This is a genomic window from Desulfobulbus oligotrophicus, assembly GCF_016446285.1.
In the GTDB taxonomy this organism is placed as follows: Bacteria; Desulfobacterota; Desulfobulbia; order Desulfobulbales; family Desulfobulbaceae; genus Desulfobulbus; species Desulfobulbus oligotrophicus.
In genome coordinates, this window is sequence record NZ_CP054140.1 from 1344733 (window position 1) to 1369068 (window position 24336).

General features: G+C 52.7%; 21 protein-coding genes. 4 read left to right on the top strand and 17 right to left on the bottom strand.

Annotated elements, in window-relative coordinates:
* Positions 1-85: 85 nt before the first annotated feature.
* Positions 86-2896, bottom strand: a complete 2811-nt coding sequence (locus HP555_RS06010) for a type I restriction endonuclease subunit R (protein ID WP_199264272.1) — start codon at positions 2894-2896, stop codon at positions 86-88.
* A 499-nt stretch (positions 2897-3395) separates the two neighbouring features.
* Here HP555_RS06010 and HP555_RS06015 point away from each other — a divergent pair, with 499 nt between their 5' ends.
* Positions 3396-4046: a hypothetical protein gene (locus HP555_RS06015; RefSeq protein WP_233249266.1), complete on the top strand. Its 651-nt coding sequence runs from the start codon at positions 3396-3398 to the stop codon at positions 4044-4046.
* A 202-nt stretch (positions 4047-4248) separates the two neighbouring features.
* Here the strand turns inward: HP555_RS06015 and HP555_RS06020 are convergent, their stop codons facing one another.
* A complete protein-coding gene (locus HP555_RS06020) occupies positions 4249-5520 on the bottom strand; it encodes an aminotransferase class I/II-fold pyridoxal phosphate-dependent enzyme (RefSeq protein ID WP_199264273.1) in 1272 nt (423 codons plus the stop codon).
* A gap of 101 nt (positions 5521-5621) precedes the next feature.
* On the opposite strand from HP555_RS06020, the gene HP555_RS14200 reads away from it, so the two are divergent.
* On the top strand, positions 5622-5744 hold the full coding sequence (locus HP555_RS14200; protein WP_269846860.1) for a hypothetical protein: 123 nt from the start codon (positions 5622-5624) through the stop codon (positions 5742-5744).
* A gap of 348 nt (positions 5745-6092) precedes the next feature.
* On the opposite strand, the gene HP555_RS06025 is transcribed toward HP555_RS14200, so the two are convergent.
* On the bottom strand, positions 6093-7064 hold the full coding sequence (locus HP555_RS06025; RefSeq protein ID WP_199264274.1) for an arsenic resistance protein: 972 nt from the start codon (positions 7062-7064) through the stop codon (positions 6093-6095).
* Between the two features lie 43 nt (positions 7065-7107).
* Positions 7108-7470 (bottom strand): hypothetical protein, encoded by a 363-nt coding sequence (locus HP555_RS06030; RefSeq protein WP_199264275.1) that lies wholly within the window; start codon positions 7468-7470, stop codon positions 7108-7110.
* 21 nt (positions 7471-7491) lie between these two features.
* Here HP555_RS06030 and prxU point away from each other — a divergent pair, with 21 nt between their 5' ends.
* The gene (gene prxU, locus HP555_RS14070) at positions 7492-8211 is read left to right on the top strand and encodes a thioredoxin-dependent peroxiredoxin (RefSeq protein ID WP_233249267.1); all 720 of its coding nucleotides are present in this window, start codon (positions 7492-7494) and stop codon (positions 8209-8211) included.
* Between the two features lie 602 nt (positions 8212-8813).
* The gene (locus HP555_RS06045) at positions 8814-9677 is read left to right on the top strand and encodes an MBL fold metallo-hydrolase (RefSeq protein ID WP_199264278.1); all 864 of its coding nucleotides are present in this window, start codon (positions 8814-8816) and stop codon (positions 9675-9677) included.
* An 84-nt stretch (positions 9678-9761) separates the two neighbouring features.
* Here the strand turns inward: HP555_RS06045 and HP555_RS06050 are convergent, their stop codons facing one another.
* The 13 genes from HP555_RS06050 to HP555_RS06110 all read right to left on the bottom strand — a co-directional run bounded on the left by HP555_RS06050 (position 9762) and on the right by HP555_RS06110 (position 24058).
* A complete protein-coding gene (locus tag HP555_RS06050; protein WP_199264279.1) occupies positions 9762-10121 on the bottom strand; it encodes a NifB/NifX family molybdenum-iron cluster-binding protein in 360 nt (119 codons plus the stop codon).
* Positions 10122-10237: 116 nt separating this feature from the next.
* Positions 10238-10630, bottom strand: coding sequence for a DUF5320 domain-containing protein (locus tag HP555_RS06055; protein WP_199264280.1), 393 nt, complete (start codon positions 10628-10630; stop codon positions 10238-10240).
* 547 nt (positions 10631-11177) lie between these two features.
* Positions 11178-11480 carry a hypothetical protein gene (locus tag HP555_RS06060; protein ID WP_199264281.1) on the bottom strand — a complete coding sequence of 101 codons (303 nt, stop codon included), beginning with the start codon at positions 11478-11480 and terminating at the stop codon, positions 11178-11180.
* 36 nt (positions 11481-11516) lie between these two features.
* A complete protein-coding gene (locus HP555_RS06065) occupies positions 11517-11714 on the bottom strand; it encodes a hypothetical protein (RefSeq protein ID WP_199264282.1) in 198 nt (65 codons plus the stop codon).
* A 358-nt stretch (positions 11715-12072) separates the two neighbouring features.
* Positions 12073-13524, bottom strand: coding sequence for a hypothetical protein (locus tag HP555_RS06070; protein WP_199264283.1), 1452 nt, complete (start codon positions 13522-13524; stop codon positions 12073-12075).
* 80 nt (positions 13525-13604) lie between these two features.
* Entirely contained in the window at positions 13605-14864 is a 1260-nt protein-coding gene (locus tag HP555_RS06075) for a polysulfide reductase NrfD family protein (protein WP_199264284.1), read from the bottom strand.
* Positions 14861-15790: a 4Fe-4S dicluster domain-containing protein gene (locus HP555_RS06080; RefSeq protein ID WP_199264285.1), complete on the bottom strand. Its 930-nt coding sequence runs from the start codon at positions 15788-15790 to the stop codon at positions 14861-14863. The genes HP555_RS06075 and HP555_RS06080 overlap by 4 nt, the downstream gene beginning before the upstream one ends.
* Positions 15791-15832: 42 nt before the next feature.
* Complete coding sequence (locus tag HP555_RS06085; protein WP_199264286.1) at positions 15833-16363, bottom strand: cytochrome c3 family protein; 531 nt, start codon at positions 16361-16363, stop codon at positions 15833-15835.
* On the bottom strand, positions 16360-18216 hold the full coding sequence (gene ftsH / locus HP555_RS06090) for an ATP-dependent zinc metalloprotease FtsH (protein WP_199264287.1): 1857 nt from the start codon (positions 18214-18216) through the stop codon (positions 16360-16362). Before ftsH ends, HP555_RS06085 begins: the two co-directional genes overlap by 4 nt.
* On the bottom strand, positions 18213-19136 hold the full coding sequence (locus HP555_RS06095; RefSeq protein WP_199264288.1) for an IS1595 family transposase: 924 nt from the start codon (positions 19134-19136) through the stop codon (positions 18213-18215). Before HP555_RS06095 ends, ftsH begins: the two co-directional genes overlap by 4 nt.
* Before the next feature lie 332 nt (positions 19137-19468).
* Entirely contained in the window at positions 19469-21268 is a 1800-nt protein-coding gene (locus HP555_RS06100) for a sigma-54 dependent transcriptional regulator (protein WP_199264289.1), read from the bottom strand.
* Positions 21265-22041 (bottom strand): PAS domain-containing protein, encoded by a 777-nt coding sequence (locus HP555_RS06105; protein ID WP_199264290.1) that lies wholly within the window; start codon positions 22039-22041, stop codon positions 21265-21267. Before HP555_RS06105 ends, HP555_RS06100 begins: the two co-directional genes overlap by 4 nt.
* Positions 22034-24058 carry a PAS domain S-box protein gene (locus HP555_RS06110; RefSeq protein ID WP_199264291.1) on the bottom strand — a complete coding sequence of 675 codons (2025 nt, stop codon included), beginning with the start codon at positions 24056-24058 and terminating at the stop codon, positions 22034-22036. The genes HP555_RS06105 and HP555_RS06110 overlap by 8 nt, the downstream gene beginning before the upstream one ends.
* Positions 24059-24336: the final 278 nt, after the last annotated feature.

Consider the following 24336-nt stretch of genomic DNA (forward strand, 5'->3'; position numbering starts at 1 on the left):
GGCTTCCCGACCATTTTCGTGACGCTGGGGAAATGGTCGCTTCTATCCTTTCCGTGCTTTTCGTGTTTTCCGTGGTTCATATTCATCAAGCCGCCAGTCGCTCGGTGAGCTGCACGATTTCGTTGATCTCTGCCGGGCTGAACACACCGCGAATCCCCTGTGGGTGAATGACTGTAAACGGCGCATTGATGAGGTCTTTCTTCTCCACCTTCTCGCGTTCGATGATGAAGCCTTTGAGCAGGTTTAAAAATTCCAGCTGACGGCTGGAGAGATTTGTGTGCTGCCTAATGAACTGGTCAAACGTCTCGCTGACCGTTTCCGGAAAACTCTTCAGGATCTCGATGCCGAGGATGTGGCGGATGAACTGGATGAAGTGGGCCTTGCGGATATTGTAGACACGGCGCAGCAGATCTTCGGTGATGTGCGGGTGTTCGGCATGGAGCAGCTCAGCCAGAGCAGCGGCCTCGCCTGATGAAACCTCTTCACCGTTCTTGATCTTCTGCAGGATGGGATTGCGCGTGGTCAGCTCCGCGATCATGGTCTCGACCATCTCGCGGTAGCGGCTGATGCTGACCGATTCGTGCTGGGGGCCGAACTCGACCATTTCTTTGCAGTGAATTGCATCTTGCAGATCAAGGTGCATCGGACCAGGACCAATCCGTTCGCGGAATTTCATCAGTGGGCCCAGGCGACTGTTCAGCTCGTCAAGGGCGTCTTCCAGCTCATTGGCATCTGTTTTGGCCCAGTAGTGGTTGCTCTGGGCGGTACGAATCAGCTCTTCTTCGGCTTGAACAAAGCTGATGGCAAGCGGCAGTTCACTGATCTGCTCAACAATACCGTCCTTGAGGGTTGCCGCTTTTTCCTTTTCCTTGCTGAGTCGGGCAAGTGAGTATTCCAACAGGTCACGTTCGAAACGCATGGCCTTGAAGTCAGCCTCGGAGACAGTGCGGAACAGGGGCTTGATCTCGGTGCGTAGAAACTCCAGCCGCTGGTGATTCAGGGTGATCCAGAAGTTTTTCTCATCGAGTTGGGCGAGTACGGCGGCGGCCTCCTTGATGATGACGGAGCTTTGCGGCAGCCGGCTGATCTGCCGGCGCACCTTGGTAATTTCACACTCGGCAATCTGCGTCTGCGCAAGGTCGATGGCCTTTTCAATCTTATCCAGCCGCAAGCCCACCAGGCGTACCGGCAGAGGCAGCTGGGGCTTGAGTTCCTTGCCCTTGGGTTGCAGCTTGAAGTACTCGAAGTTGTCCCAGCAGTCGAGGATGAGAAACACATCCTTTTCTGTACACCAGGGCTTGGGCTTGCCGGATTCCAGCAGGCGGGTGCCACGCCCGATCATCTGCCAGAACTTGGTGTAGGAGTAGACCGGCTTGGCAAAGACCAGATTGACGATTTCCCGCACGTCGATGCCGGTGTCGAGCATATCCACACTGATGGCAATGCGGGGCATGTCGTTGTTGGTGAACTGGTCGAGGAGACCGCCCTTGCCGTAGACACGCGGGTCGTCCGACACCAGCACCTTGGCCAGCTCGCCTTTGTATTGCGGGAAGAGCTTGTCAAAGATCTCTTCCATGCGCCGGGCATGGGCCATGGACGAGCAGAAGAAGATGGTCTTGCCGGGTAGCACACCGCTGTCGTCCTTAATGCACTCTTCCATGAACTCTTTGACGATGAGAGTGTTGGTGCCCTTGTTGATGACCTGTTTTTCGAGCTGCGAACCCTCGAAGTTGATCTCCTCAATCTCTTTGCCTTCCAGCAGCAGCTTTTTCTGGTCTTCCAGCGAGATGGTGCGCTTGCTGATCCCCTCCATCTGGAAGCGGGTCTGAATCTTCATCACCTGGAAGCTGCACAGGTAGGGCGGCAGGTTGTTGACCGCCTCCTCAAAGGTATAGGCAAAGGTGGGCAGGCCATCTTCGCAGTGAAAGAGCTGAAAGGTGTTGTGATCGATGATATCGGTGGGGGTGGCGGTAAGCCCCAGGGTGATGGTCTTGAAGTAGTCCAGAACTTCGCCATAGGTGTTGTAGATGGAGCGATGGCTCTCATCAATCACAATGAAATCGAAAAAGTGCGGCGACAACTGCTGCGACTCGTCCCGGATGATGTTGAGCATGGTGGGATAGGTGGAGACGTAGATGCGGCGGTCTTTGGCGATGAGTTTTTCGCCCACATTGGGCCAGCGTGGCTCGTGGGGCAGATGTTCCTTGAAGGCGGCCAGTGCCTGCTCACGCAGGGCGATGCGGTCAACGAGGAACAGGGTTTTTTCGGCGTGTCCGGCACGCATCAGGGCATCGACCAGGGCGATAGAGGTGCGGGTCTTGCCAGTGCCGGTGGCCATCACCAAAAGGAAGTCGCGTCTCTTCTGTTCTATACCTTCCAGCACAGCGCGAATGGCGCGGATCTGATAGTCGCGGCCCGCTATGGCGGTATTGATCAGCTCCTGGGTCAGGGGCTTGCGGTTGCGGCGGATATATTGAAAGCGCTCAAGGTCATCACGGGTCGGGAAGCCGACGATCTTGCGTGGCGGGTAATTGCCGAGATCCCAGAAATAATGCTCATGGCCGTTGGTGTAGAAACAGAACGGCAGCTCGCCGCCCAGTTGTTTCTGGATGTTGTAGCAGTATTGCTTGGCCTGTTCGCGACCAAGGGCCGGATCCTTGCTGGTCTTCTTGGCCTCAACCACGGCCAGAGGCTTGCCGTTTTTTCCCAGCAGCACGTAATCACTGAACTGGTGGCCGGCATAGGGGGATGGGGATTCGGCGGTCGTCAACGCGGGTGCGGCGACCAGGATGTCGAACTCCTGAATGACCAGAGTTGGGTTGGTCACATCCCAACCTGCCTGGGCTAATTGCCAATCAATGAGTTCTGAACGGGTTTGTGCCTCCGATTTTGTCATAGGTGTGGCGATCCTTGGGCATTATCATGTATTTTCAGCAGGTTTACATCCCAATCAGTTGCACCTTATACCTCTGTCTGATGTTTCGCGATAAAAAAAGTCAAGCAAATCAAGTCAATCTCTCATCTGTTGACTGAAGCATGGATATCATGAGCAGTAATGGTCACTTTCCTTGTGGTGTTGAGCCTGACTGCGTCCACTAAAACCGGCAACCGGTTCTAGTTGCTGTTTTACGGTCAATGCCTTTTACCTGTGGGGTGGAAATATCATTGAAAGGTACACAGAATGGCGGTAGCTTAAACTGTTTTTTTAATAAATAAAGCCGTCACCAACTTGGAGGACTGTTTTTCATAAATTTTGCAGTGGAACAGGGTGGAGATATGGCATTGTACCCGGCAGCCCGAGATACGGGTGGTTTAAGTGGCCGGATCGCCGGCGCGATTTAGGCGTGGCCTGTCGGTTGAAGTGAAACAACACATGAGCGAATAAAGTGGACCCTATGGAACTGTCAGTTGTTCTTCCGGAAGATATTGATGAGGTGGTTGCCGGCTACAAGGACTGCCGGCCGTTGATCCCCATGCTGCACGGGCGGCTTGCCCAAATGGCCGATAAAGCGGCCATCAGGACCTGTGCAAAACGTTTGCACATGTTGAGCAGGCAAAACGGCAGGTTGGGTGTACGTTTTGACCATGAGCTGGAGGCGGAGGTCTTTCAGGATTACCTGATCTACATGTATCGCCCGCGGGGATTCAGCCTGGTCCGACAGCTTTACAACCGTAAAGTTTACCCTGAAAAGAGCCTGGAACAAGAGCTGCTGGCCGGTATGGTGCAGGCCCGTTTCTCTGTCTTCTGGATCGGTGTGCTGCATCCTGAGAAGGGGTGCAGTGCTCTTGATATCATCAGCGGTGAGCAGCTGTTCATCTTGGATCAGACACTGACACAACAGGAGGCAACCGGTCTTTTGGCGGCATTTCGGGTTTTCCCCTTCCGAGGCGTTTGGGCGCATACCGGTGCCAACATGGTGTTGGGAAAAGTTGAGGACACCGCCGGGTTGCAGCCCATGGGTCGCATCTTAAACGATCAGCAGGAGCGTGAGCTCAATGAGGAGAATGTGCGGCGATGGCGCACACTGCTTGCCGGGCAGCAGTAAAACGATTTTTTTGTTGACGCTGACATGACCGGCAGGGAGGTGAAAACCCAGGAGATCGTCTGATGATCTTCAGTGCGCCTGCCCTGCGGTTCATTGTGTCTGCCGGGGGATGGTTCTATCCCACCAGACGGCTCAACCTTCAGACAAATAGACCGGTTGAGCCATCCGGCAAGACCTGTTCTGCTGCTGCGGAGCGTTGGTATCAATTGCTGCCGGCTGTGGGTTGTTCGGTTGAATCTTCCGGCGTCAGGGTAAAGATGCCGGCCTTGACTTCCTGTTCAATTTCCACCAGGGCACGGCGCATCTGTTTGAGAGCCTGGCGGATACGGTTTTCATTTTCCACAAGAGCCAGGCGTAAAAAACCGTCACCTTCCTCCCCGAATCCTGCCCCCGGAGCCACCGCCACATTGGCACGGTTCATCATCTCTACCGAGAAGCGGATGGAGCCCATCTGAATAAACGGTTCCGGAATCTTCACCCAGACAAACATGCCTGCTTTAGGTTTTTCCACTTCCCAGCCCATGCGGACCAGACCTTCGCAGAGGGCATCCCGCCGTTTTTGATAGATGGCCACCTGCTCGAGAATGGTGTCGTCGCAGTCCCGCATGGCGACAATTCCGGCCACCTGGATCGGTGAAAAGATACCGTAGTCGTAGTACCCTTTGATTTTACCGAGTCCACCGACCATCTCCGTATTCCCCACGCAGTAGCCCAGCCGCCATCCGGCCATATTGTACGACTTGGAAAAGGAACCGAATTCAACCCCCACATCAAGTGCCCCCGGCACCTCCAGCAGTGAAGGGGCAACCTCATCATCATAGATAATCTGGCCGTAGGCAAAGTCGTTGATCACCATAAAGTTGTACCGTTTGGCCAGCTTAATCATTTCGCTGAAGAAGTCCCTGCTGGCCAGGGTACCGGTGGGGTTGTGCGGATAGTTGAGCATGACCAGTTTGGGCTGCGGATAGAGAGACCGGCACATGGCGCTGATCTGTCGCAGAAAATCCTCCTCTGAGCCAAGCGGAAATCGTATAACGCTGGCACCGGCAATGACTGCTGCGTACACATGAATGGGAAAAAAGGGCGTCGGTACCAGGACGGTATCCCCGGTACCCAGCAGGGCAAGGCAGAGGTGGGAAATGCCCTCTTTGGAGCCGATGGTACAGATGACATCATCTTCTCCGGTGAGCTCCACATCATACTTGCGCTTGTAGTAAAGGGCTATTTCCCGTTTAAGGTTTTTCATGCCGCCGGCGGCGGGATAGCGGTGGGTTTTCGGGTCAACCGCCACCTCACACAGTTTTTCCGTGACCTTGTCGGGGGTGGGGTCCATGGGGTTGCCCATGCCGAGATCGATCACATCAATACCTTGCCATCGCTTTTCCATCTTGATCTTGTTGATGATGCCGAAAAGGTAGGGCGGCAGCTGGTTCATCCGTTCTGCAAAACGAATAGGGGACTGTGATGTCTGCATAGTTGTTTCCTCGAAAAGAGATGGTAAAGGGCCAGGGACCAATCGACAGGTTTTTTTGTGAGCAAACAAAAAAAGCCTGAACCGTTCCGGTTCAGGCTTGCATGCAACGCCATGAACCGGAATGCCAGTCCATGGTGAGCCGTTTTTCTGCTATGGTTAAGCAGCAGGCGGTCGCCAAGGAACTGGAGCTATCGCCGCTGCTGCTGCTATGGAGTATTGCATGACAATGAGTACACTGGTTGATAGTTATAGAAACGTATAGATGATTATGTAGTGTGATCGCGAGCTTTTGTCAACTCTGTTACTACGCATGAAGTATGTCGGTTATACAGATGTACAGGTAATCGGTTTCGGGCCGTACACTCCGGGCATTTGCCGGATCATATCTCTGTTGTACATATCCTGCCGACCGCCGGGTTTTCACGGAGACCCGGCGGTCGGCAGGGCCTGTGCACAGTCCGACTTCTGCCGGAATACGCTGTCTTCGATGTTGCAGATCTGTCTCCTGTTTTTAACGATACGTTTATCCCGGCAGTGCAGAACTGTCGATCAGAGCACAATCAGGCTGTCTGTTAAGCCGCTGCCGGCGGACCGAAAAGTCTGTCGGTCAGTTTGACATACCAGGCAGCTGATTGAACCTGAATGATGTAGGCCATGGCAACCACCAGGGCTGCCTCAGCGCCGAGGGCGCCAAAGGCGTTGATGGCCACAGCCAGGGCAATGGACAGGTTACGCATCACCGTACCGTAGACCATGGCAATGGCATCGCCGCGTGGTAGCAGCATTCGGGCAACCACAGTGCTTACAGCATAATTGACGCTGTAGATCAGAACAAGGGGAACAAGAATCTGGAGAAGAATGTGTGGTGAGGCCATCACGGTTCGTGCCTGCAGAGCCAGAGCAATGAAAACGATCCCCAGCACTCCCAGGGTTGACAGTCCGGGGAAGCGCGGTGCAAAACGTTCGGCAAACCCCTTCGGGCCGTAGCGGGAGACGAGATACCGCTGGGTGGCATATCCCAGGGCCATGGGCAGAAAAACAATAAGCCCGATCTGCGTAAAGACGCCGGCCATATTCATGGTGACAGTGGCTCCCAGCAGGACTTTGACATATATCGGGGTGAGCAATGAGCCAAGGGTAAGGCCGATCACCGTCATCTTGACGGCAGCAGCCACGTTGCCTTTGGCAAATCCGGTCCAGGAGATGGTCATGCCACTGGTTGGAACCAGACCGGCCAGCAGCAGTCCAAGCATCATGTACGGATGTTCACGGAAAAAGATCCAGCCCACACCAAAGGCCAGGAAGGGGATGAGTGCAAAGTTCACCAGTTGGGTGATTGTCTGGGCACGGATGTCACCACCGGAAAAGACATCCCTGATTTTGAGGGTAACCATCATGGGGTAGACCATGAGAAAGGTGAACGGAACAATCAGACTTTTCAACCACATCATATCGCCTGCAGCACCACAGATAAAACCAAGGATCATGGTTGTCGGGATAGCCAGGATGAGATTTTTGGTCAAAAATTGCAGGATCTTCCACATCGATTGCCCCTCCTTGACAGATGTCTTGCCTTTGTTCTCGTCTTTATGCGTTTGACGACCGGCCGGATGTAGACGTGTGTGGCTGTTGATTTCTGTATCCCGGCAGTCTGTTGTTCTTCACTTTGAATGTATCAAGAATCAGGCCAGCATGCATCTCACTATAGAGATGATTGCGTCTTGGTGCTACCTCATCGTGTGGAGGATCGATTTTTGCAACAGCATACAGATGGGTGAATGCCAGCACTGTTGGATGGTAACCGATGAAGTCTGCCGGCACAGAATGGTGGAAGACGGATGTTCCTTGTTTTTTCTGCCCCGGCTGTGAACGCGGTTGATTTTCATTTTCATAGATAGTAACTTTTCTTAAGTTGTATGGAGCGCGACGATTTGATTTTTCTATCTGCACTTATATCCAAGGAGGAAGCGTATGGCTGATAGTCCTGCGATTGGTTGTGCCCGCCCGACCGGAGGTCTGGTAGGTCAACCACATGAAACAGAAGAACAACAGACAGCACCACCAGTAAAGGAGGAAAAAAAGATGATTCAGGTAGGAAAGCCAGCCCCTGATTTTGCGGCTCCCGCATATCATAAGGGCCAGTTCACCTCATTTAAACTTTCTGATCACTTGGGAAAATGGATTGTCCTGTGTTTTTATCCAGGTGATTTCACTTTTGTTTGAGCAACCGAAATATCGGCGGTCGCCGATCATTATCCGAAGTTTCAAGAACTTGGTGTTGAAGTGTTTTCCGTGAGTGTGGACAGCGTTTTTGTTCACAAGATGTGGGATGACCACGAACTGTCTAAAATGGTCACCGGAGGTATCCCTTTCCCCATGCTTTCCGATGGTGGAGGCAAGGTTGGGGAAGCGTATGGCGTGTACGACCCGGACGCCGGCGTGGAAAACCGCGGTCGATTCATCATCGATCCCGACGGCATTATCCAGGGGTATGAAGTGCTGAGTCCACCGGTGGGCCGATATGTGGCCGAGACCATACGCCAGATACAGGCCTTTCAACTTGTACGGGCAACTAAGGGCGCTGAAGCAACTCCCTCAGGTTGGAAGCCGGGCAAGCTCACCCTCAAGCCGGGTCCGGATTTAGTCGGTAAGGTTTGGGAGGTCTGGAAAGTCAGCATGGAATCCGAGTAACTCTCATCTTTTCGTCGCGTTTACCCGTACGGGGCAAGACGGTTCCACGACAAATGGAGCTGTTTGCCCCGTTTTTTGTTGGATATATGCTTCTCAAAAATTATCGTTATATGGCTGTGAGCGTCTTATAAACTGCGAAGAAGGTCTGCCTGGTTCAGGTCATTCTCAGGCGAACTTCTTGCGGACAGGAAGGATACTGCGCAACGGTTGTGTGGGAGAGTGTGCAACAGATCTGTGCATTGTCCACAGCATCCGGTGAACAGAAGACGTTCATTGGGACAAGCGCAGTGGACCTGTTCTGTTGCCATGTTCCCCTTGGCATGCCTGGAAGATGTACCCTTCCGGTATAGAGGTCTCTCCTGCCTGCTGTTGCCTACAGGGTGTTGCCGATTCTTCCACCCATGTCGGCGCTGTTGTGCAGCAGGATGCCTGAGGAGAGTGTGTTGCAGGAAAAAAAATTAAGAATCATTGCAACCTGACAGGATACTTGCAGTACAAGAGAACAATTATTCACTGTCGGGCGGGGTGCCGGTGTTGAACCGATACCTCTCAACTTCTCCTGACAACCGGGAAGAAAAAAATTATCGATCACAGGAACTGTTATGTCATTGACAACCAGTATCCAGGATGCCGGAGCCGTTATTCTTGTTGATAATGCAGGCCTGCCTGGATTTGCAACCGAGCATGGCTTTGCCCTTTGGGTGGAGGCAGACGGTATGCGTCTTCTTTTTGATACCGGACAGGGCGGTGTCTTGTCTGCCAATGCCAGGCGTGCAGGCGTCCGTTTGGCTTTGCTCGATCATCTCGTGCTCAGCCATGGCCACTACGATCACACCGGCGGCCTGGAAGAGGTCTTGCACCAGAGTCATAATTGTATGCTGCACTGTCACCCAGGTGCGGTCTCTCCCCGCTACGCTATCCGCAATCATGATGTCCGATCTGTTCAGATGCCGCGTGAGGTCATGACGGTGTTGGATCGGTTTCCGCAGGAGCAGCTTCATTGGGTACAGCGGCCTGTCCTCTTGAACAAGGCAGTCGGGCTTACCGGTCCCATTGCCCGCAAGACGGTTTTTGAGGGAAGTTCAGGCCCTTTTTTTCTTGATCAGTCCGGGCATCGACCGGATCTGTTTGATGATGATCTTGCCCTCTGGATACGGACAGACAGGGGGCTGGTTGTCTGTGTGGGCTGTGCTCATGCCGGTTTGATCAATACATTGATGCAGGCACAGCGGCAGAATGATGGGATGCGTATCTACGCGGTAATCGGTGGTTTCCATCTGGTCAATGCGGATCGCAGCAGGATCGATCTGACGGTCCAGGCCTTGCAGCGGTTTGCACCGGATCTCATTGTTCCCTGCCATTGCACAGGTGCGGATGCAGTGGCAGCACTGCGCCAGGCCTTCGGTGACCGGTGCCGACCCGGTGCGGCGGGCATGACATTTCAGTTGACCGGAGCGGCATCATGAACCGCTGCATATCTTTTAGTTTTTAGAGTTTAGAGGTTTGATGCGTCTGCTGTTTTTACACGCCCTAACCACGCTGCATTCTGATCAGCGTCCGCGACCTTGCGCGTGCGGGGCGCTGATTTCCGGAAGCCTGCCCTGACGGTACAGGGTAAGAGCGTCGGCAACGCCTGTCGCTGTTGTCGCAAAAATTTTGATCCCGGCAGTCCGCAGTACCTGAAACGCCTTTGGTCCGCACTGACCGGTGATCACTGCCTGGGCACCGGATCGTACCAGGGATTCCGCTGATTGAATACCGGCACCGTGTGCAGCTTCACGGTTTTTATTCTCATGCATGGCAAAGGTATCGTCGTCCAGATTGTAGATGAGGAATCCGAAACATCTCCCAAAGCGGGGATCTATGGCTGCGCTCATATCGGTCCCTGCAACTGTAAATGCGATTTTCATGTTTGCCTCCTGTTATGCTTGTTTGCGGCTGAAAGACCAGGTGTTCACCATCTTTCCGTGATGCTGAGCTGACAGCACCGTAGATGGGTTGATGAACACCTGTGCAGAGAGAGCCTTTATGCAGCCGATTGTTCCTGGTTCAGAAGTGCCAGGCGCTGATTCACAGCATCCAGCCTTGTCTGCAGATGTTCAGCCTGCAGTTTGAGCGCCTGCCTTTGCTCGCCGGCATCAGCTTCAAAAGAGGCCATACCGTTGCCCAGGCCTTGTCCCCAGCCGGGACCCAGGCCCCAACCGCGAAAAGCTCTCTGGGCAGACGATCTGCGGCAGAATGCACGGCCTCCGCCGGCAAATCCGCGACCTCTGCCGGTCCGCATGCCGCCTCCTCTCCCCGGGCCTCCACGCAGTTGGCCCGGAGTGTACTCCAGCACGCCTGTACCGCCGCAAAATCCTGCTCCCCGTCCAGTCATTGATCCCTTTCCCAAAGGTCCTGATCCATCTCTTCCCGGCATATCGTTTCCTCCTTGCCTTGGCATAATGTTGCCTGCCCTGAGCGGAGTCGTTTTACAAGATCAGAGACAGCCCCGGGCAGAAAATCTCCTCACCGCGATCAATGCTGCACGAGCCGCATCCCTCGAGGTGACGGTCTGTTTTGTATATAACCAAGCAAATACAATGCCATGTTGACGGCAGCGCTGATATCTATATATAGTATTGATTTTATACTATTTATTTTTTTGTGGGTGAGTGTGAGTATGGATACAGGTGCGGATGTGCGACGGTACAGTTGCTGGTTTAGTCGCTTTTCTGCATTGTTGATGGTGTCGTTACGGTGTGTTGCAACAGTATCCTGGAGCAAAGCCGGACAAAGTCTTTTTATTGGGAAAGGTGAGGTGTGGACATGTTCAGGCCGATAAACGGGAGTGTGGCGGTTTTGGTGAAGAGGAGTATCGACAGGCGGCCTCTGCCGTGAATAAGAAATAGAAAGGGCCGGTACTTCCCTGGACCTGCAAGATATCGCACGTCGGGAAGTCCGGCCCCGGTCAGAATCCGGTCTGGTTAGTTGTTGACAGTCACCCGTCGCTTTTCCTTATTCACATATTTGAAGAAGATCGGGAACGCGACGAAAAACGCTACACATATCAGGTACTCGATACCTTTGATATGGGAGTAGAAGTCGACCAGGGTATGCATGGGTTTCAGCATGCCCGTTGCCATCATGTACTGTCGTGCCAGCTCACCGACTTGCCAGTTAACCTGGTGGAGAGCACCGACAAAGGCCGCTACTACCCAGAGCATGACCAGGGTACCGAATGCCATCATGATTGTGGTGACCCGTTTAGAACTTTTTACCGTAGACATGAGTATACTCCTTTCCTTCTATGATTATGCTGCACATCAGAGACCGACAATGGTGCTGATGTATCCTTTGATCAGATTGCCTATGCCGCCGCTTGCCAGCCCGCCGATGAGACAGGCAGTGGCCCAGAGACCAATCAACCCTGCCATGGCCATGATAATCCGTACCGTGAACTTGGAAGTTTCCTGCCCGAGATCAACCTTAGCCTCATTCTTGTTAACGATCTGTGTAGTCATGGTGTCCTCCTTGAGTGGCTGTTTTGCCGAGTGTTCGTTGTTTTGCCTGGGTAGTTGCACCTGCAGTGCCAGTCTTGAACCTCTTGTGGCGGGAAAACGTGTATCCTTGTAACGCTATGAAATAATTACATATAAAATTTTATCTTCGCGATATTGCCGCCTTGCGTCGGTGCAACGGTAGTGTTGTGATGATCTGTGGCGGCCACAGCAGTGCTGCAAAACAGTGGTAAAAGTGTGGTGACTGTGGTGCTGGGGTGTGGTGAAGTATTGCAGACAGGTTGTAGGGTGGGGAAAAGCGTGGTGTGTACTGGACCATGCACCTGTGGATGGTGTGGTAACTGCTGAGGATAGGGGGGATTCAGGACGATATGGTGTGGCAGGGTAGATCCAGTGTGATGTGGCTTGCCCGGGTTGTGTCCTCTGGGATGAGTGATGCGCCATGTAGGTGCAACAGATGTGCGCAGAAGGCTGAGGTTGGCCAGACTGCATCAGCAGGATCTTCGTGCCAGGAGGAGGCGCTGTTTGTCAGGAGTAACTGCAGTCGGTTAGCTGTTTCGGGGTGTTCGCGGCAGAGGATGCCGAGCTGCCTGTCTGTGTCAGGGTCTGTTGGCTTACGGTTTAACGCCATCTTTCCCTGGTGAAGCAGGGTGAGAAGGACGAGCCACAGGTCACCGGCCGGAACCGTGACCGTGTGTCGGCAGTTGGCGGGGAGGTTGAGCACAATGGTTTCAATGCGTAATGGTTTTTCAAGAACGAGTGCCAGCAGATCAAATACTACACGCAGAGGTATGTCCGACCCGCTGCGGGCAGCCTGCCATTGGCTGATTCGTTGTAAGGCGGCAACAAGTTCGACGGACTTTTTTTCTTCTTTCATCAGTGCCTGGCAGAGGGTTATTTCACGTTCCCGGTTGATACCATGTTCACAGATATCGATGAGCGTCTGGGTGTAGTTCATGACGCCGTTGAGGCTGTTTGTCAGTTCGCTTGCCAGCTCGGACCCGATATAGCCTGTTGTTGCGTATCGGTAGCGAAGCGCCTCTTGTTGTATCTGTGCGGCGCTGGTGATTTCGGAGTCTGTCGTCCGTTGCAGCGGGTGGTCTTTTTCTTCCAGAAGATGATGGAGTCGGTTCACCAGGGTGTCGATTGAGTACTGTGCATGGTCCTCTTCCTCCTGCCTCTTTAAGGCCGGCAGTTGGGAGAGACTGAGAATAGGGGCGGCGAGATAACGGTTGAGCAGATAGAGCAGTGTGCATGACAGCACGACGATCAAGCCCAGGGTACCTATTATAATCCGGTGCAACCCAACCAGGATGCCCTGGGTGTGGTCAGTGAGCAAAAATCGGAACTGCTGCAAAGTAATATTGGTGTTGTTGAGGATACGCAGCACCTCTGCAACCTCTCCGGCCCGGTCATGACGTTTTTCATGGATGGCCCGGAGCCGGACCTCTATACCGACAAGTTCAACTCTGGTAGGGAGTGTGGTCTTAAGATTTTCCGGGACAAGGATGTTGCCCTTGAGTTGCTCCATTTCTTTTTCAAGGTGGAGCAGTTCGCCGCTCAGGGTATGCAGGCTGATCTCTTTTTCCAGCACCAGAGATTCATTGAGATGGTCTTTGATGCCAGTGAATTGAAACAGCAAACGATCAGCATCAATGACAGCCTGTTGACACTGGTCATATAAGAGGTATTGGCGAACACCGAGCAGAAGAACAAGAGTGAGAAAAACTAAAACCGTGGTGGTTATGGTAAAAAACAGTCGTCTGAGCGGCCAGCGTAACCAGTGGGTTGTTCTCATGTCCTCTCGTTTCATTGCCACTATAACAGTCTCCAGAAGAATGGCGGATTCCGGATTGATGCCCTTTCAATTGCCGGAATCCGCTGACGGACGGGTTATCTCTCGCCCTGCCATTGGTACAGGATCGGCAGGCGATAGAGGATGAAACGATAGACGATAAAGTAAATGGCAAAGACAGTGATGGTTGCCCAGATCTCTTTCCAGTGCGGAATCTCCTGATACATCTGCCAGTTAAAGCAGATCATGGAGGTGTTGAGCCGATTCCAGATAATTCCGAAAACACTGATCCAGGCGGCAAAACGGACCATGCCGACCCGTTGGTGTTTGACACCGTAGGCAAAAAGTATCATGGGCAGGATCACGGCCAGGGCCATTTCCAGCATGAAGTATTGGCCCCATCCGGTGAGCAGGTAGGCCCATTCGTTATCATGGGCGACTCCCACCAGCTTGATGACCAGATAGGTGATCAGAGCATAGGCACAGCCTTTTCCCAGGCCTAAGGTGCAGCGATCGATATTGTGAAGAAACTGGTTGTCGCAACGCCATGTCATATAGCGTTTACAAAGTGCTGCCGAGACAATGACCATGGATAGACCGGCAAAGATGGCCGAGCAGAAGAAGTGGATCCATTGAAAGTTGGCTGATAACCACAGTGGATGAACCTTGGCGGGAGCATAGGTGAAGAGCGCTCCCAATGCCCCCTGGTGGAGCGTAGAGAGAATGATACCGGAAACGGTGAGCCCGATGGTTATGGACTTGATAAATCGTTTTCCCTTGAGCCAGCCTATCCATTCGAAGAAAGCTGAAGAGACTTCGGCTATCTGTACGGAAAGATAGGTGGCAACGTGCCAGGCAACAAGAAAAAGTACAGCTGCGGGCCCCAGCGAGACAATCATCGGATAGTACAGCCGCCAGGGCATGCCGAGATCGACCAGAAGATAGACAACGGCAAAGAAGTAGCCGAGCAGTCCATTGAGCAGGGCGAGTCGTTCAATGGGCGTGAAATCTTTACGACCAAAGATCTCCACTGTCGTGCCAAGGAGAAAGCCTGAGGCTGACAGTGGAACCATGCCGAACAGACCAAAGCCGAGAAACAACCCCCAGGGATAGTCGTTCGATGCGTGTGTGATCGATCCCAATCCGAAGATGTAGCGCTGGAGCAGAATCGGAATGCCGATGGCAAAGATAAAGATAAGTACCCAGTTGACCGGATTACGGAGAAACTGTTCTTTATATTCCTGCTTGCTTAAACCAAGCCAGAGTTTTTCTTTTAAATTCCATTGGCCCCCAGTTGGATTGAGGTGGGAAACAATGGGTATGGCGGTGGCCGGTTTATTTTCAATAAAGGTTTTCATGATTCAGACCCCTCGCTCTTTTTCTGTTGTTCCATCTTTTCTTTTTTTGTTGCCAGCAGGTGAATCCCGGTAAACAGAGCGGGCCAAATGGTTAGCACCATGGGCACGATCGACAGAAAGTCTTTGACATAGTTCAGTATGGGTTCTTTAGGAACAGCGGTGTTGAATTCAACCTGTTCAAAGGGGACTGGTGACAGGTACATCCAGGCCGTACCTCCCGCCTCATGTTCACCGTAGATATGGTCAACGTATGCTGCCGGATTTTCGCGTATACGCTGCCGACCCATTTCCAAGATATCTGTCCGGCGGCCGAATGTCATGACCTCCTGCGGACAGGCTTCCACGCAGGCAGGGGGCAGACCTTTGACCAGACGGGTGTCGTGACAGAAGATACATTTCATGATCTTGGGATCAAAAGCGCTGGAGTAACGGAACGCCGGAATGTTGAACGGACAGGCGATCATACAGGTCCGGCAACCGACACAAACACTGGCATCGTAGATGACAGCCCCTTCCGGGGTCTTGGTGTAGGCGTTGACAAAACAGGAGGTCAGGCAGGCCGGTTCCAGGCAGTGATTACATTGGATTTTACGGAAAAGCGGGTGATTTAATCCGGGGATGTCGTGCCGGTTGACAACCGTGTAACGGGTTTCGTCAGTGCGCCGTTTCTGGCCATGGGAGAGTTCATCAAAGACAGAAAAATCATTGAAGGGTTTTTCCGGGGCAGGCAGATTCTGTTCTTTGTTGCAGGCCGCTTCACAGCTTCGACAGCCAACGCAACGTGACAGGTCGACAAGTACTCCCATGGAGTCGGGATACCCTTCAAAGGTGGCCGCTGCCGTGTTTTTGGCCAGGGGAAAGGTCGCAGCGGCAGATGCGACTAAACTGCCTTGGAGGAACCTTCGCCGGTTGATCAGTTTTTTCATGTTCATGCACCTCAGGTTGTAAAAGTAAACAAACGGCCGAAATCAGCGGACACGGTTGTCTTTATTCTTCGTTGTTGCAGATGTCTTGTCTGTCAGATAGAAAAAATCTTTGCCGGCATCGGTCATGGCATGGCAACCCTCACAGTGGGACGGGGCATTTTTTTCCACATGACAGGGAATGCAGTTAAGGTGATAGGCACCTTTTAAGCCGGGTTTATCGATGTGATAAATATTGGGATTACTGAGTTCAGTGACCTGTTCCGGGTAAAACTGTTGTCTGGTATGACAGTCTTTGCAGGAGACAGTCTGTGACGGCGGTGAATGCAGGTGGCAACGGACGCAGTTTGGATGCATGTCCTGATGTCCGGTGGTGTGGTGATGACAATCCTTGCACCCGGCGAGTTTGGTATGACGAACATGACTGAAAATGACCGGTTCATACAACTCACTCAAACTGTCTATGGTGACAGTTGTTGGTGCATCGTACTCGTCCATGGTCTGTCCGAGTCCAGGCGATGCCCCGGCCAGCAGCAGAGCCACCGCTACGAACAGGGTCCGGTGGGTTGTCTTCATTGGATATCCTCCGTTTGTTGATAAGAATTGTTTGCATGTGTGTTTATGCTGGTTTTTATCAAAGTGTGTTCAAGATCTTGTTCATTCAGATAATTGCGGTAGACGATATCCACTTCCTCGGCATCCATGGTCTCGTTGAGGAGCAGCACTTCAGCAAGAGTATGGAGAAAGCGGTTGTGCTTTTTGAGTAAAGACGCGGCCTGTTCATAGCAGTCACCGATTATCCGGCTGATTTCCCTGTCAATATGCTGGGCGGTGAGTTCGCTGTGTTCCGTATTCTGAGCACTGCTGCCGAGGAAGTCGTCCGTGCTGCGACGGTAGGCAATAGGGCCGAGCTCGGCACTCATGCCCCATTCACAGATCAATCTGGTGGCAATATCTGTGGCCTGAGCGATGTCGTTGCTTGCACCTGTTGTGATGCGTCCGAAGACGAGACTTTCAGCAGCTCTTCCACCCATGAGAATGGAGATACGGTTGAGCAGGTATTCTCGTGAGTACGTGAGGCGATCATCCAGCGGGAGCTGCTGGGTCAGACCCATTGCCTGGCCCCGCGGGATAATGGTGATTTTATGGAGGGGGTCTGTTTCTTCCATGAGGAGGCCGACAATGGCATGTCCTGCCTCATGGTAGGCAGTAAGACGCCGATCCTGTTCGCTGAGAACGATACTTTTACGCTCAAGCCCCATTATGATCTTGTCTTTGGCCTCCTCAAAGTCATCCATGTCCACTTCTGTTTTATTGTAGCGGGCTGCCATGAGGGCTGCTTCGTTGACCAGATTGGCTATTTCCGCACCACTGAAACCCGGGGTTGATCGGGCTATGGCAGGTAGATCAATCGCCTGTGCAGTGGTAATTTTACCGGCATGCACTTCAAGTATCTTGAGACGCCCTTTGACATCGGGGAGGGAGAGGGTGATCTGTCGATCAAAGCGACCGGGGCGCAGCAGAGCAGGATCAAGGATGTCGGGTCTGTTGGTGGCGGCGAGCATGATAACCGTATCATTGGTTCCGAAACCGTCCATTTCCACTAAAAGTGCGTTCAGGGTCTGGTTTCGTTCGTCGCTGGCGCCGGAGCTCTCACCACCGGAACGTCGGCCGCCGATCGCATCAATCTCATCTATAAAGATCAGACAGGGTGTGTTCTTCTTTGCCTCGGCAAACAACTCCCGCACCCGTGAGGCACCGACACCGGCGAACATCTCAACAAAGTCAGAACCACCTATGGAAAAAAAGGCGACCGAAGCCTCACCGGCGATGGCCTTTGCAAGAAGTGTTTTTCCGGTGCCGGGAGGCCCCTGAAGAAGGGCACCTTTGGGAATACGTCCGCCAAGACGACTGTATTTGGCAGGGTTTTTCAGGAACTCGACAATTTCCTGGAGTTCTTCTTTCGCCTCGTTAATCCCGGCAACATCAGCAAAGGTAACCCGTTCTCCCTTAATGGGTGTAAAGCGAGAGCTGCGGCGGCCACCTGATTTTTCAGAGGTGAATTTCTTGTTGAAGATCATCCAGCCCGCAAAGATAAGTACTCCCGGGAGCAGGATCTTCAACATGCCTGAGGTGCCGGATTCCCGGTCGCTCTCTCCGGTAATATGTATATCGTGTTCAAGTAATCGGGGGAGCAGGGTGGCGATGTCCGGGGCAAAGGTGCCGAAGGTTCGGCTGAAACGATCTTCTCCTGTCAGCATCTGGCCTTTGAAGTGGACTTTTTTAATATTGCCCTGCTCAAGGTCGCTGAGAAATTCGGCATAGCTCCGTTCCGGGGGAGTTGTTTCAAGCAGATAGACATTGTAGCCGGCTATCCCGATTATTGTCAGGGTCAGAAGGAGCAGGCCAAGCTGAACCGGGTTGTTCATGACAGTGGCTCCATAGCTTCTTGAGTAACAGTTGTCTGAAGGCAGCGGTGTTTTTGGATCGGCTGATTGAGAAGACCTGTCAACAGTGCGGTGAACACGGCATTGCGATCCGGCAGAAGTGCGGCATTGTGCCGAAAGCAGAATTCATCCAGATACTGCTGCAGGTATTTAATGGCAACGCCTCCCCTGTGCACCCTATGGAGACTGTGTTCCAGACTTTTGTGGAGACTGTGAATATGGGCTGGAGATTTCTGGTCGAGATGGAAGATCGTATACGAACTGCCGGGATGACACAGCGGCAGTATCTGCTGTCTGCTTGTCATTAAAGCAGAGGTTTCCTGTACGGTCTCCTGCAGGAAACCGGTCAGCGTTTGTCTGTTGAGTACAGGGATGTGGCGCATGCGTATTCGTCCGACAGTGTCATGGGCAGGCGCTCTTTCCAGTGCGGTCAGAATGTGCGCATGCTTCTTGCGCTCGGGTGCCGGCGTTATGGTGTCACAGCTGATCTCCACGACTCCATGGCAACGCCTCTGATCGGCCGCAGCCATTGCAAGACGCATTTTCTGCAACCAGCTCCAGGCTGTTTCATAACAGGAGAGATCTAGGAGGCGTTGCAGCTCTTTGGCACTGACGCCGAAGGGAGAAAGGCAAAACCACCAGGTGGCGCGCAACCATGTCTGTATTGTTTTTTTGGTGCCATGAAGAAGTGTACCGCTTGTCAGTGAGGTCCGGTTGCCGCAGTGGGGGCAGAGCAGGTTCCGTTGAGGCGGCATGTCTGCATATCGATTTTTGCAAAGCGGACAGATAAACCCATCAGGCCAGCGCAGGGAAAAGAGCAAGGCAATGCATTGCTCTTCTGTGGTGAAGAGCTGCTGAAAGGAGGTGAGCAGAGCGTTTTGCGGGAGGTCGTAACCTTTCATGGTGTTTGCGTTGAACGTTGATGAGGACTTATCCACTTGGTTACGGTCGTTTGCATGGGCAGTGCCACACTGCGGCGTGTTGGCTGTCGACAGGTGACTTCCTGTCTAATATATTGAAATCAATGAATAAAAAATTATCCATTAAAAGGAGGGGCTGTGGGAACAGCAGATGACCGGCAAGGATAATTTTTGAGTGTGTACTGATTAATGCCAAGAAATCAGCAATATAAATCATTGGCTTGTCATGGGGAGCTCTGTGCAGAGAAAGAGCACGGCCCACCACATAACTGTAGTAAAGCCACAGTTGTGTGGCTACAGGAGTGTGGCGGTTCTCAGGTGTCGATTTGTGAGAGGTCGATTTGCAACGCCCGGATTCTGCGGTAGAGTGTAGTGCGATCGATGCCGAGCAGGCGGGCGGCTTTGGCCTTGTTGCCACCACTTTTCTGAAGAGCTTGAAGAATACACTCAGCAGGTGTGAGTTCCGTTGCTGCTGCCGGTTGTGCCATATGGGGTTGAGATCCTTCATCGGTATCGGCATCGGAAGTTGCTACCGGAGGTAACACAGGATGACTGATTTCCTTTGAGAGATGATCCGTGGCGATTGTGGGCCCCGGACAGAGCACGCAGGCTCGCTCAATGACGTGTTTGAGCTCCCGCACATTGCCCGGCCAGTGATAGCCCATCAGCAGCTGCACAGCCTGATCAGAGATGCCGCTGATGTTTTTATCGATCTTCGGGGCGATTTCATTGATGAAATGGTGTGCGAGCAGGAGAATATCCTCCCCCCTTTCTCGCAGGGGTGGGAGGATGACATCGATGACACGGAGGCGAAAGTAGAGATCTTCCCGAAAAGCTCCGGCCTGTACCTTTTCTTTGAGATTGACGTTGGTGGCGGCAATCACCCTGACATCCACCCGGAGCGGCATATCCTGGCCGACAGGATAAAAGGTGCTCTCCTGCAGAAAACGCAGGAGTCGCAGTTGCATCATTGGGGGGATATCTCCAATTTCATCAAGGAAAAGAGTGCCGCCATCGGCCTGGAGGATCCGGCCCATGCGATCACGATCAGCTCCGGTGAAAGAACCCTTGCGGTGACCAAAAAGTTCGCTCTCCAGAAGCGTTTCAGGGATAGCAGTACAGTCGACCTTGACCAGCGGTCGATTTTTACGATGACTTTCCTGATGCAGTGCCTCGGCGGCAAGCTCTTTCCCTGTGCCTGATTCCCCGGTGATCAGGACGTTCAGATCAAGCCTGCCGACATTTTCAATCAAGGTGTAGGCTGCCTGCATGGCATCGCTGGCGCCAAGAAAACGATGAAACTGCTTGCGCCGCCCGCTCTGGGGAGGATCCGGCGCTGTCAGATCCCGCAGGACCATAACTGCGCCCTCATATCCGCCGGCCCCGTCTTTGAGTGGAGCAATGGCTATGCTGACCACCTTTTTGCGTCCGCCCTCAATATCGCATTCGCACAGTGTGGGGGTACTCTCCTGTCCGGTCTTTAAAACGTACAGCAGGTCTTTTTTTAAGGACGAAAAGGTGTGTAACCCGCACATGGGCACGATGCTTCGCTGATCGACCAGTCCCGGGTACAGTTCGTTCAGCAGTAATCGGGCCGCGGGGTTGAGTTCCATGATGTCGAGGTTGTCATTCACAGTCACAATGCCGTCGGTCACGCTTTTGAAAACTGTTTCAAGAAAGGCCCGGTTGCGCTCTCGTTCCTGTTCCGCACGTCGTTGCCCCTCCTCGAGCTGGTACTGCTTGAGGGCCAACCGTGCTGTTTTGAGCAGGGTCTCCTTGTCCACAGGTTTGGGGATGTAGTCAAATGCCCCGAGCCGTACAGCGTCAGCTGCTGTTTCCACCGTTGGATAGCCGGTTATCATGACCACCGGGCAGTTGAGGCCCAGTTCACGGGTCCGTTTAAGCACATCGATACCGGTGTGGCCTCCGAGCACTATGTCGCTGATGATCAGATCATAGCGGCGGGTACCTATTTCACGCACGGCTTCTTCAAAGGTGGCTGCTGTGACAACCGGACTGTACCCTTGATTCTGCAAGAAGAATTGAAAGGTATTGCGCAGGCTCTCCTCGTCATCGATCACCAGAATAGCAGCGCCCGGTTCGAGCTCTTTCATGATTTTTCTCCTGGGGTCAGAGGTCGGGGGAAGGTGGCCAGATCACGAAACACCACCACTGCTCCGGTCAGGCGACTACCGTCGAGGATTGGCGTACTGATGTACTCGACAGGAAAACTGGCGCCGTCTCTTCGCCAGAAAATTTCATCACGTCCGAAATGGACCTTTCCGTCACGATACGCCTGGTGAATCGGACATTGATCAACCGGATACGGGGCGCCGTCAACCTGAGTATGATGGATTAAATCATGATGTGATTTCCCGACCAGATCTTCAGGTTCCCATCCGATCATCAGGGCGGCCGCTTTGTTGACAAAGGTCACCTTACCGTTGATATCAAGACCAAAGATCCCTTCACCTGCAGACTCAAGAATGAGTTCCATGCGTCGTTTTATTCTGGCGGTTTCAGCTTCAGCCTGGATGCGTTCTGCAATTTCACGGTTGAGCGAGGCATTGGCAACAGAGATTTCAAAGGTCCTTCGTTCCACTCGCTGTTCAAGGTTTTCTTTGGTGGCGGAAAGTTCCCGTTCGGTCTCGGTTAACAGTCGCTGTACATTGTTAAGTGCTGTTTCTGCCCGGCTTGTCTGGGAATAGGCCAGATAGGCGACAATCAGAAATAAACCGATCATGAGCAGAAGTGACAGCAGTGCAAACGGCCATTGTTTGAGATCTTCCGGCCCAATGAGCATCTGGCGGTCCATCAGCAGCAACAGAATTGCAGCAACAAGAAACAGTACCGCCAGTTGACCGATCAACTTTGTGTGTTCAGGCATGTTGTCTCGCATTCTCCTTTGCAGCTGGTAAATCTATGATAACTGTGGTCCATTTTCTCCACTGGCTTTTTATACGTAAATAGCCCTTGTTTTCGCGGACCAGATTGTGGCTGATACTCAAACCGAGTCCGGTCCCTTCTCCTTTTGATTTTGTTGAGAAAAAGGGGTCCATCAACCGATCCATGAGATCGTGTTCAATGCCGGTACCGTAGTCGGTAACGGTGATACGGATAAAGTTCTGCCGGTTACGTTGTTTAGGAAAGGCGGCGATGGCAATGAGTTTGTCGGCATGTGTGCATGGGTAACGCTCATTCAGGGCGTAGCGGGCATTGCTGAAGACGTTGAAAAAAACCTGCTGAAGCTGCTGGGCATTGCAAAATGCCAGGGGCAGATTCTCTGCATAGTCCTCCGACAAGGTGATACCATCAATGAGATACTGATGCCGGATCAGTTCGATGCAGTGACGAAACAGGGTCGGCACATCGACCGGTTCAGCGGTTTGCTCACGGTCGCGGGAGAAATCGAGCAGGTTTTTGGTGATACCGGCAATGCGTTTTCCCTCCTTGATGATGCAGTGGAGAAAATGTGCGTTGGTTTCGGCCTGCTCTGAGTCAAGCAGGATCTGGGCATAGTTGATAATACCGTTGATGGGGTTGTTGATTTCATGGGCCACACCGGCGGCCAGCTCACCAACCGAAGCCAGTTGAGCGGCACGCAGCGCTTCCGCCTTCATCTGCTGTTCTTCCGTCATGTCACGTGCAAGCAGCAGAATAGCACCTGAAAGGCCGCCATTGTCCCGGAGCGGGCTGACCGTCAGAAGAAAGTTGCCCCGCAAGCCCTGGAGTTCCGTCTCAAAAATACGACTTTTATTCTGGCTGAGCAGCACTTCCAGCGGGCAGATTGCCCCTGGACGCCGGTTGCCATGCAGAATCTCACAAACCTCTTTGCCAACCAGTGCTTCCCTTGGTTTGCGCGCCGCTGCTACCGTGGCCGGGTTGACATCAATGATGAGTCCCTGGGTGGAGACGATTAAGGCCGGGTCCTGGACCGAGGAAAAGATGTTTTCCCACTTGGCAAGAGCATGATTGAGCGCCTGGTCGGCAGCAAGTTTATTGGTGATATCTATACCGAATAGCACCAGTCCTACCTTGCCTCGCTCTATATCCGGGCGAATAGATCCATGCCATTCAATCATTCGTGTCTCACCGGTCCGGGTGAGGAGCTCAGCCTGAAAGTTCATTTCAGAATGACCATCTTGCAGCACCTTGGAGAATTTGTTCTGACTCTCTGCTCGTTTTTCAGGTCTGATAAGGACATCCACCCAGAATCTACCCTTTACCTCTGATTCGGTATAACCTGTGACCTCCTCCGCCGTGGGGTTGAAGGAGAGAATCTCTCCGCAGGGGGAAAGGGAGACCAGCAACGCCTGCACCGTCTGCACTATTTCACAGTTAAAGTCATGTTCCAGGCGAAGATGACGGGTAGCATGACGAAGTGATAGCGCTCGGGATATGGTTGCCGTTATACTGGAGATAAAGTCAAACTCAATACCCTTAAAAGGTGATACGCCTGTTGAAAAGATGTTGAGGATTCCATAGCTTTTCTGATTATGAACAAGCGGCCATGAGCCCCAGGAAAAGCCGTCTGTCATGGTTGCCGGCAGATGCAATGACCGGTTATTGGTTGGTGTGTTCAGTTCACTGATAACAGGCTCTGTCTGGGCCGTGATTTTGGTTAAGATGTCGGTAAAGAAAGGGTTTTGCAGGCAATCGAGAATCAGCTCACGAGATTGACTGGCAGGTAATCCGGCCTGAGCAACAATGGTGACCGGTACGATCTGCCCTTCAGGAGTACTCTGTGCCACCCATATCAGTGGGTACTTGGAAGCCTTCAACAGTAAGCTGCAACACCGGGTCAGAAAGACGGTGTCGTCGGCAACGGATTCGACCTGCAACTCGCCGATTTCCCGCAGCAGTTTATAGTGTTCGACATACTGTTCTATTGTTTTGGTATCCATGACACATGATTTTGGTTCATTGTTTGACTGGATGCTTTTTTGCCACAATAGTGTGGCGGCAGGTCCGTGCATGCCACACTATTGCACATAACTGTTGCAAGACGCAGCAGAATTGTCGAGTTTTTTATATCCTTGCATTGGTCGTGCCTGTTTGATGCGGGCTGGGTGCAACGCCGGGAGAGGACAGAGATCTGCGCACAGGCAATGAAATGAGAAGAAACACCGATGTCGTATGTGGCGATCGTGTACAGGTGTCCTGGTTGTGGTTTATGAACAGT

Excerpts from the sequence above, each read along its gene's own strand:
- HP555_RS06010 (WP_199264272.1), bottom strand. The coding sequence starts at position 2,896 with ATGACAAAATCGGAGGCACAAACCCGTTCAGAACTCATTGATTGGCAA.
- HP555_RS06015 (WP_233249266.1), top strand. The coding sequence starts at position 3,396 with ATGGAACTGTCAGTTGTTCTTCCGGAAGATATTGATGAGGTGGTTGCC.
- HP555_RS06020 (WP_199264273.1), bottom strand. The coding sequence starts at position 5,520 with ATGCAGACATCACAGTCCCCTATTCGTTTTGCAGAACGGATGAACCAG.
- HP555_RS14200 (WP_269846860.1), top strand. The coding sequence starts at position 5,622 with ATGCAACGCCATGAACCGGAATGCCAGTCCATGGTGAGCCGTTTTTCT.
- HP555_RS06025 (WP_199264274.1), bottom strand. The coding sequence starts at position 7,064 with ATGTGGAAGATCCTGCAATTTTTGACCAAAAATCTCATCCTGGCTATC.
- HP555_RS06045 (WP_199264278.1), top strand. The coding sequence starts at position 8,814 with ATGTCATTGACAACCAGTATCCAGGATGCCGGAGCCGTTATTCTTGTT.
- HP555_RS06050 (WP_199264279.1), bottom strand. The coding sequence starts at position 10,121 with ATGAAAATCGCATTTACAGTTGCAGGGACCGATATGAGCGCAGCCATA.
- HP555_RS06055 (WP_199264280.1), bottom strand. The coding sequence starts at position 10,630 with ATGCCGGGAAGAGATGGATCAGGACCTTTGGGAAAGGGATCAATGACT.
- HP555_RS06060 (WP_199264281.1), bottom strand. The coding sequence starts at position 11,480 with ATGTCTACGGTAAAAAGTTCTAAACGGGTCACCACAATCATGATGGCA.
- HP555_RS06065 (WP_199264282.1), bottom strand. The coding sequence starts at position 11,714 with ATGACTACACAGATCGTTAACAAGAATGAGGCTAAGGTTGATCTCGGG.
- HP555_RS06070 (WP_199264283.1), bottom strand. The coding sequence starts at position 13,524 with ATGAAACGAGAGGACATGAGAACAACCCACTGGTTACGCTGGCCGCTC.
- HP555_RS06075 (WP_199264284.1), bottom strand. The coding sequence starts at position 14,864 with ATGAAAACCTTTATTGAAAATAAACCGGCCACCGCCATACCCATTGTT.
- HP555_RS06080 (WP_199264285.1), bottom strand. The coding sequence starts at position 15,790 with ATGAAAAAACTGATCAACCGGCGAAGGTTCCTCCAAGGCAGTTTAGTC.
- HP555_RS06085 (WP_199264286.1), bottom strand. The coding sequence starts at position 16,363 with ATGAAGACAACCCACCGGACCCTGTTCGTAGCGGTGGCTCTGCTGCTG.
- ftsH (WP_199264287.1), bottom strand. The coding sequence starts at position 18,216 with ATGAACAACCCGGTTCAGCTTGGCCTGCTCCTTCTGACCCTGACAATA.
- HP555_RS06095 (WP_199264288.1), bottom strand. The coding sequence starts at position 19,136 with ATGAAAGGTTACGACCTCCCGCAAAACGCTCTGCTCACCTCCTTTCAG.
- HP555_RS06100 (WP_199264289.1), bottom strand. The coding sequence starts at position 21,268 with ATGAAAGAGCTCGAACCGGGCGCTGCTATTCTGGTGATCGATGACGAG.
- HP555_RS06105 (WP_199264290.1), bottom strand. The coding sequence starts at position 22,041 with ATGCCTGAACACACAAAGTTGATCGGTCAACTGGCGGTACTGTTTCTT.
- HP555_RS06110 (WP_199264291.1), bottom strand. The coding sequence starts at position 24,058 with ATGGATACCAAAACAATAGAACAGTATGTCGAACACTATAAACTGCTG.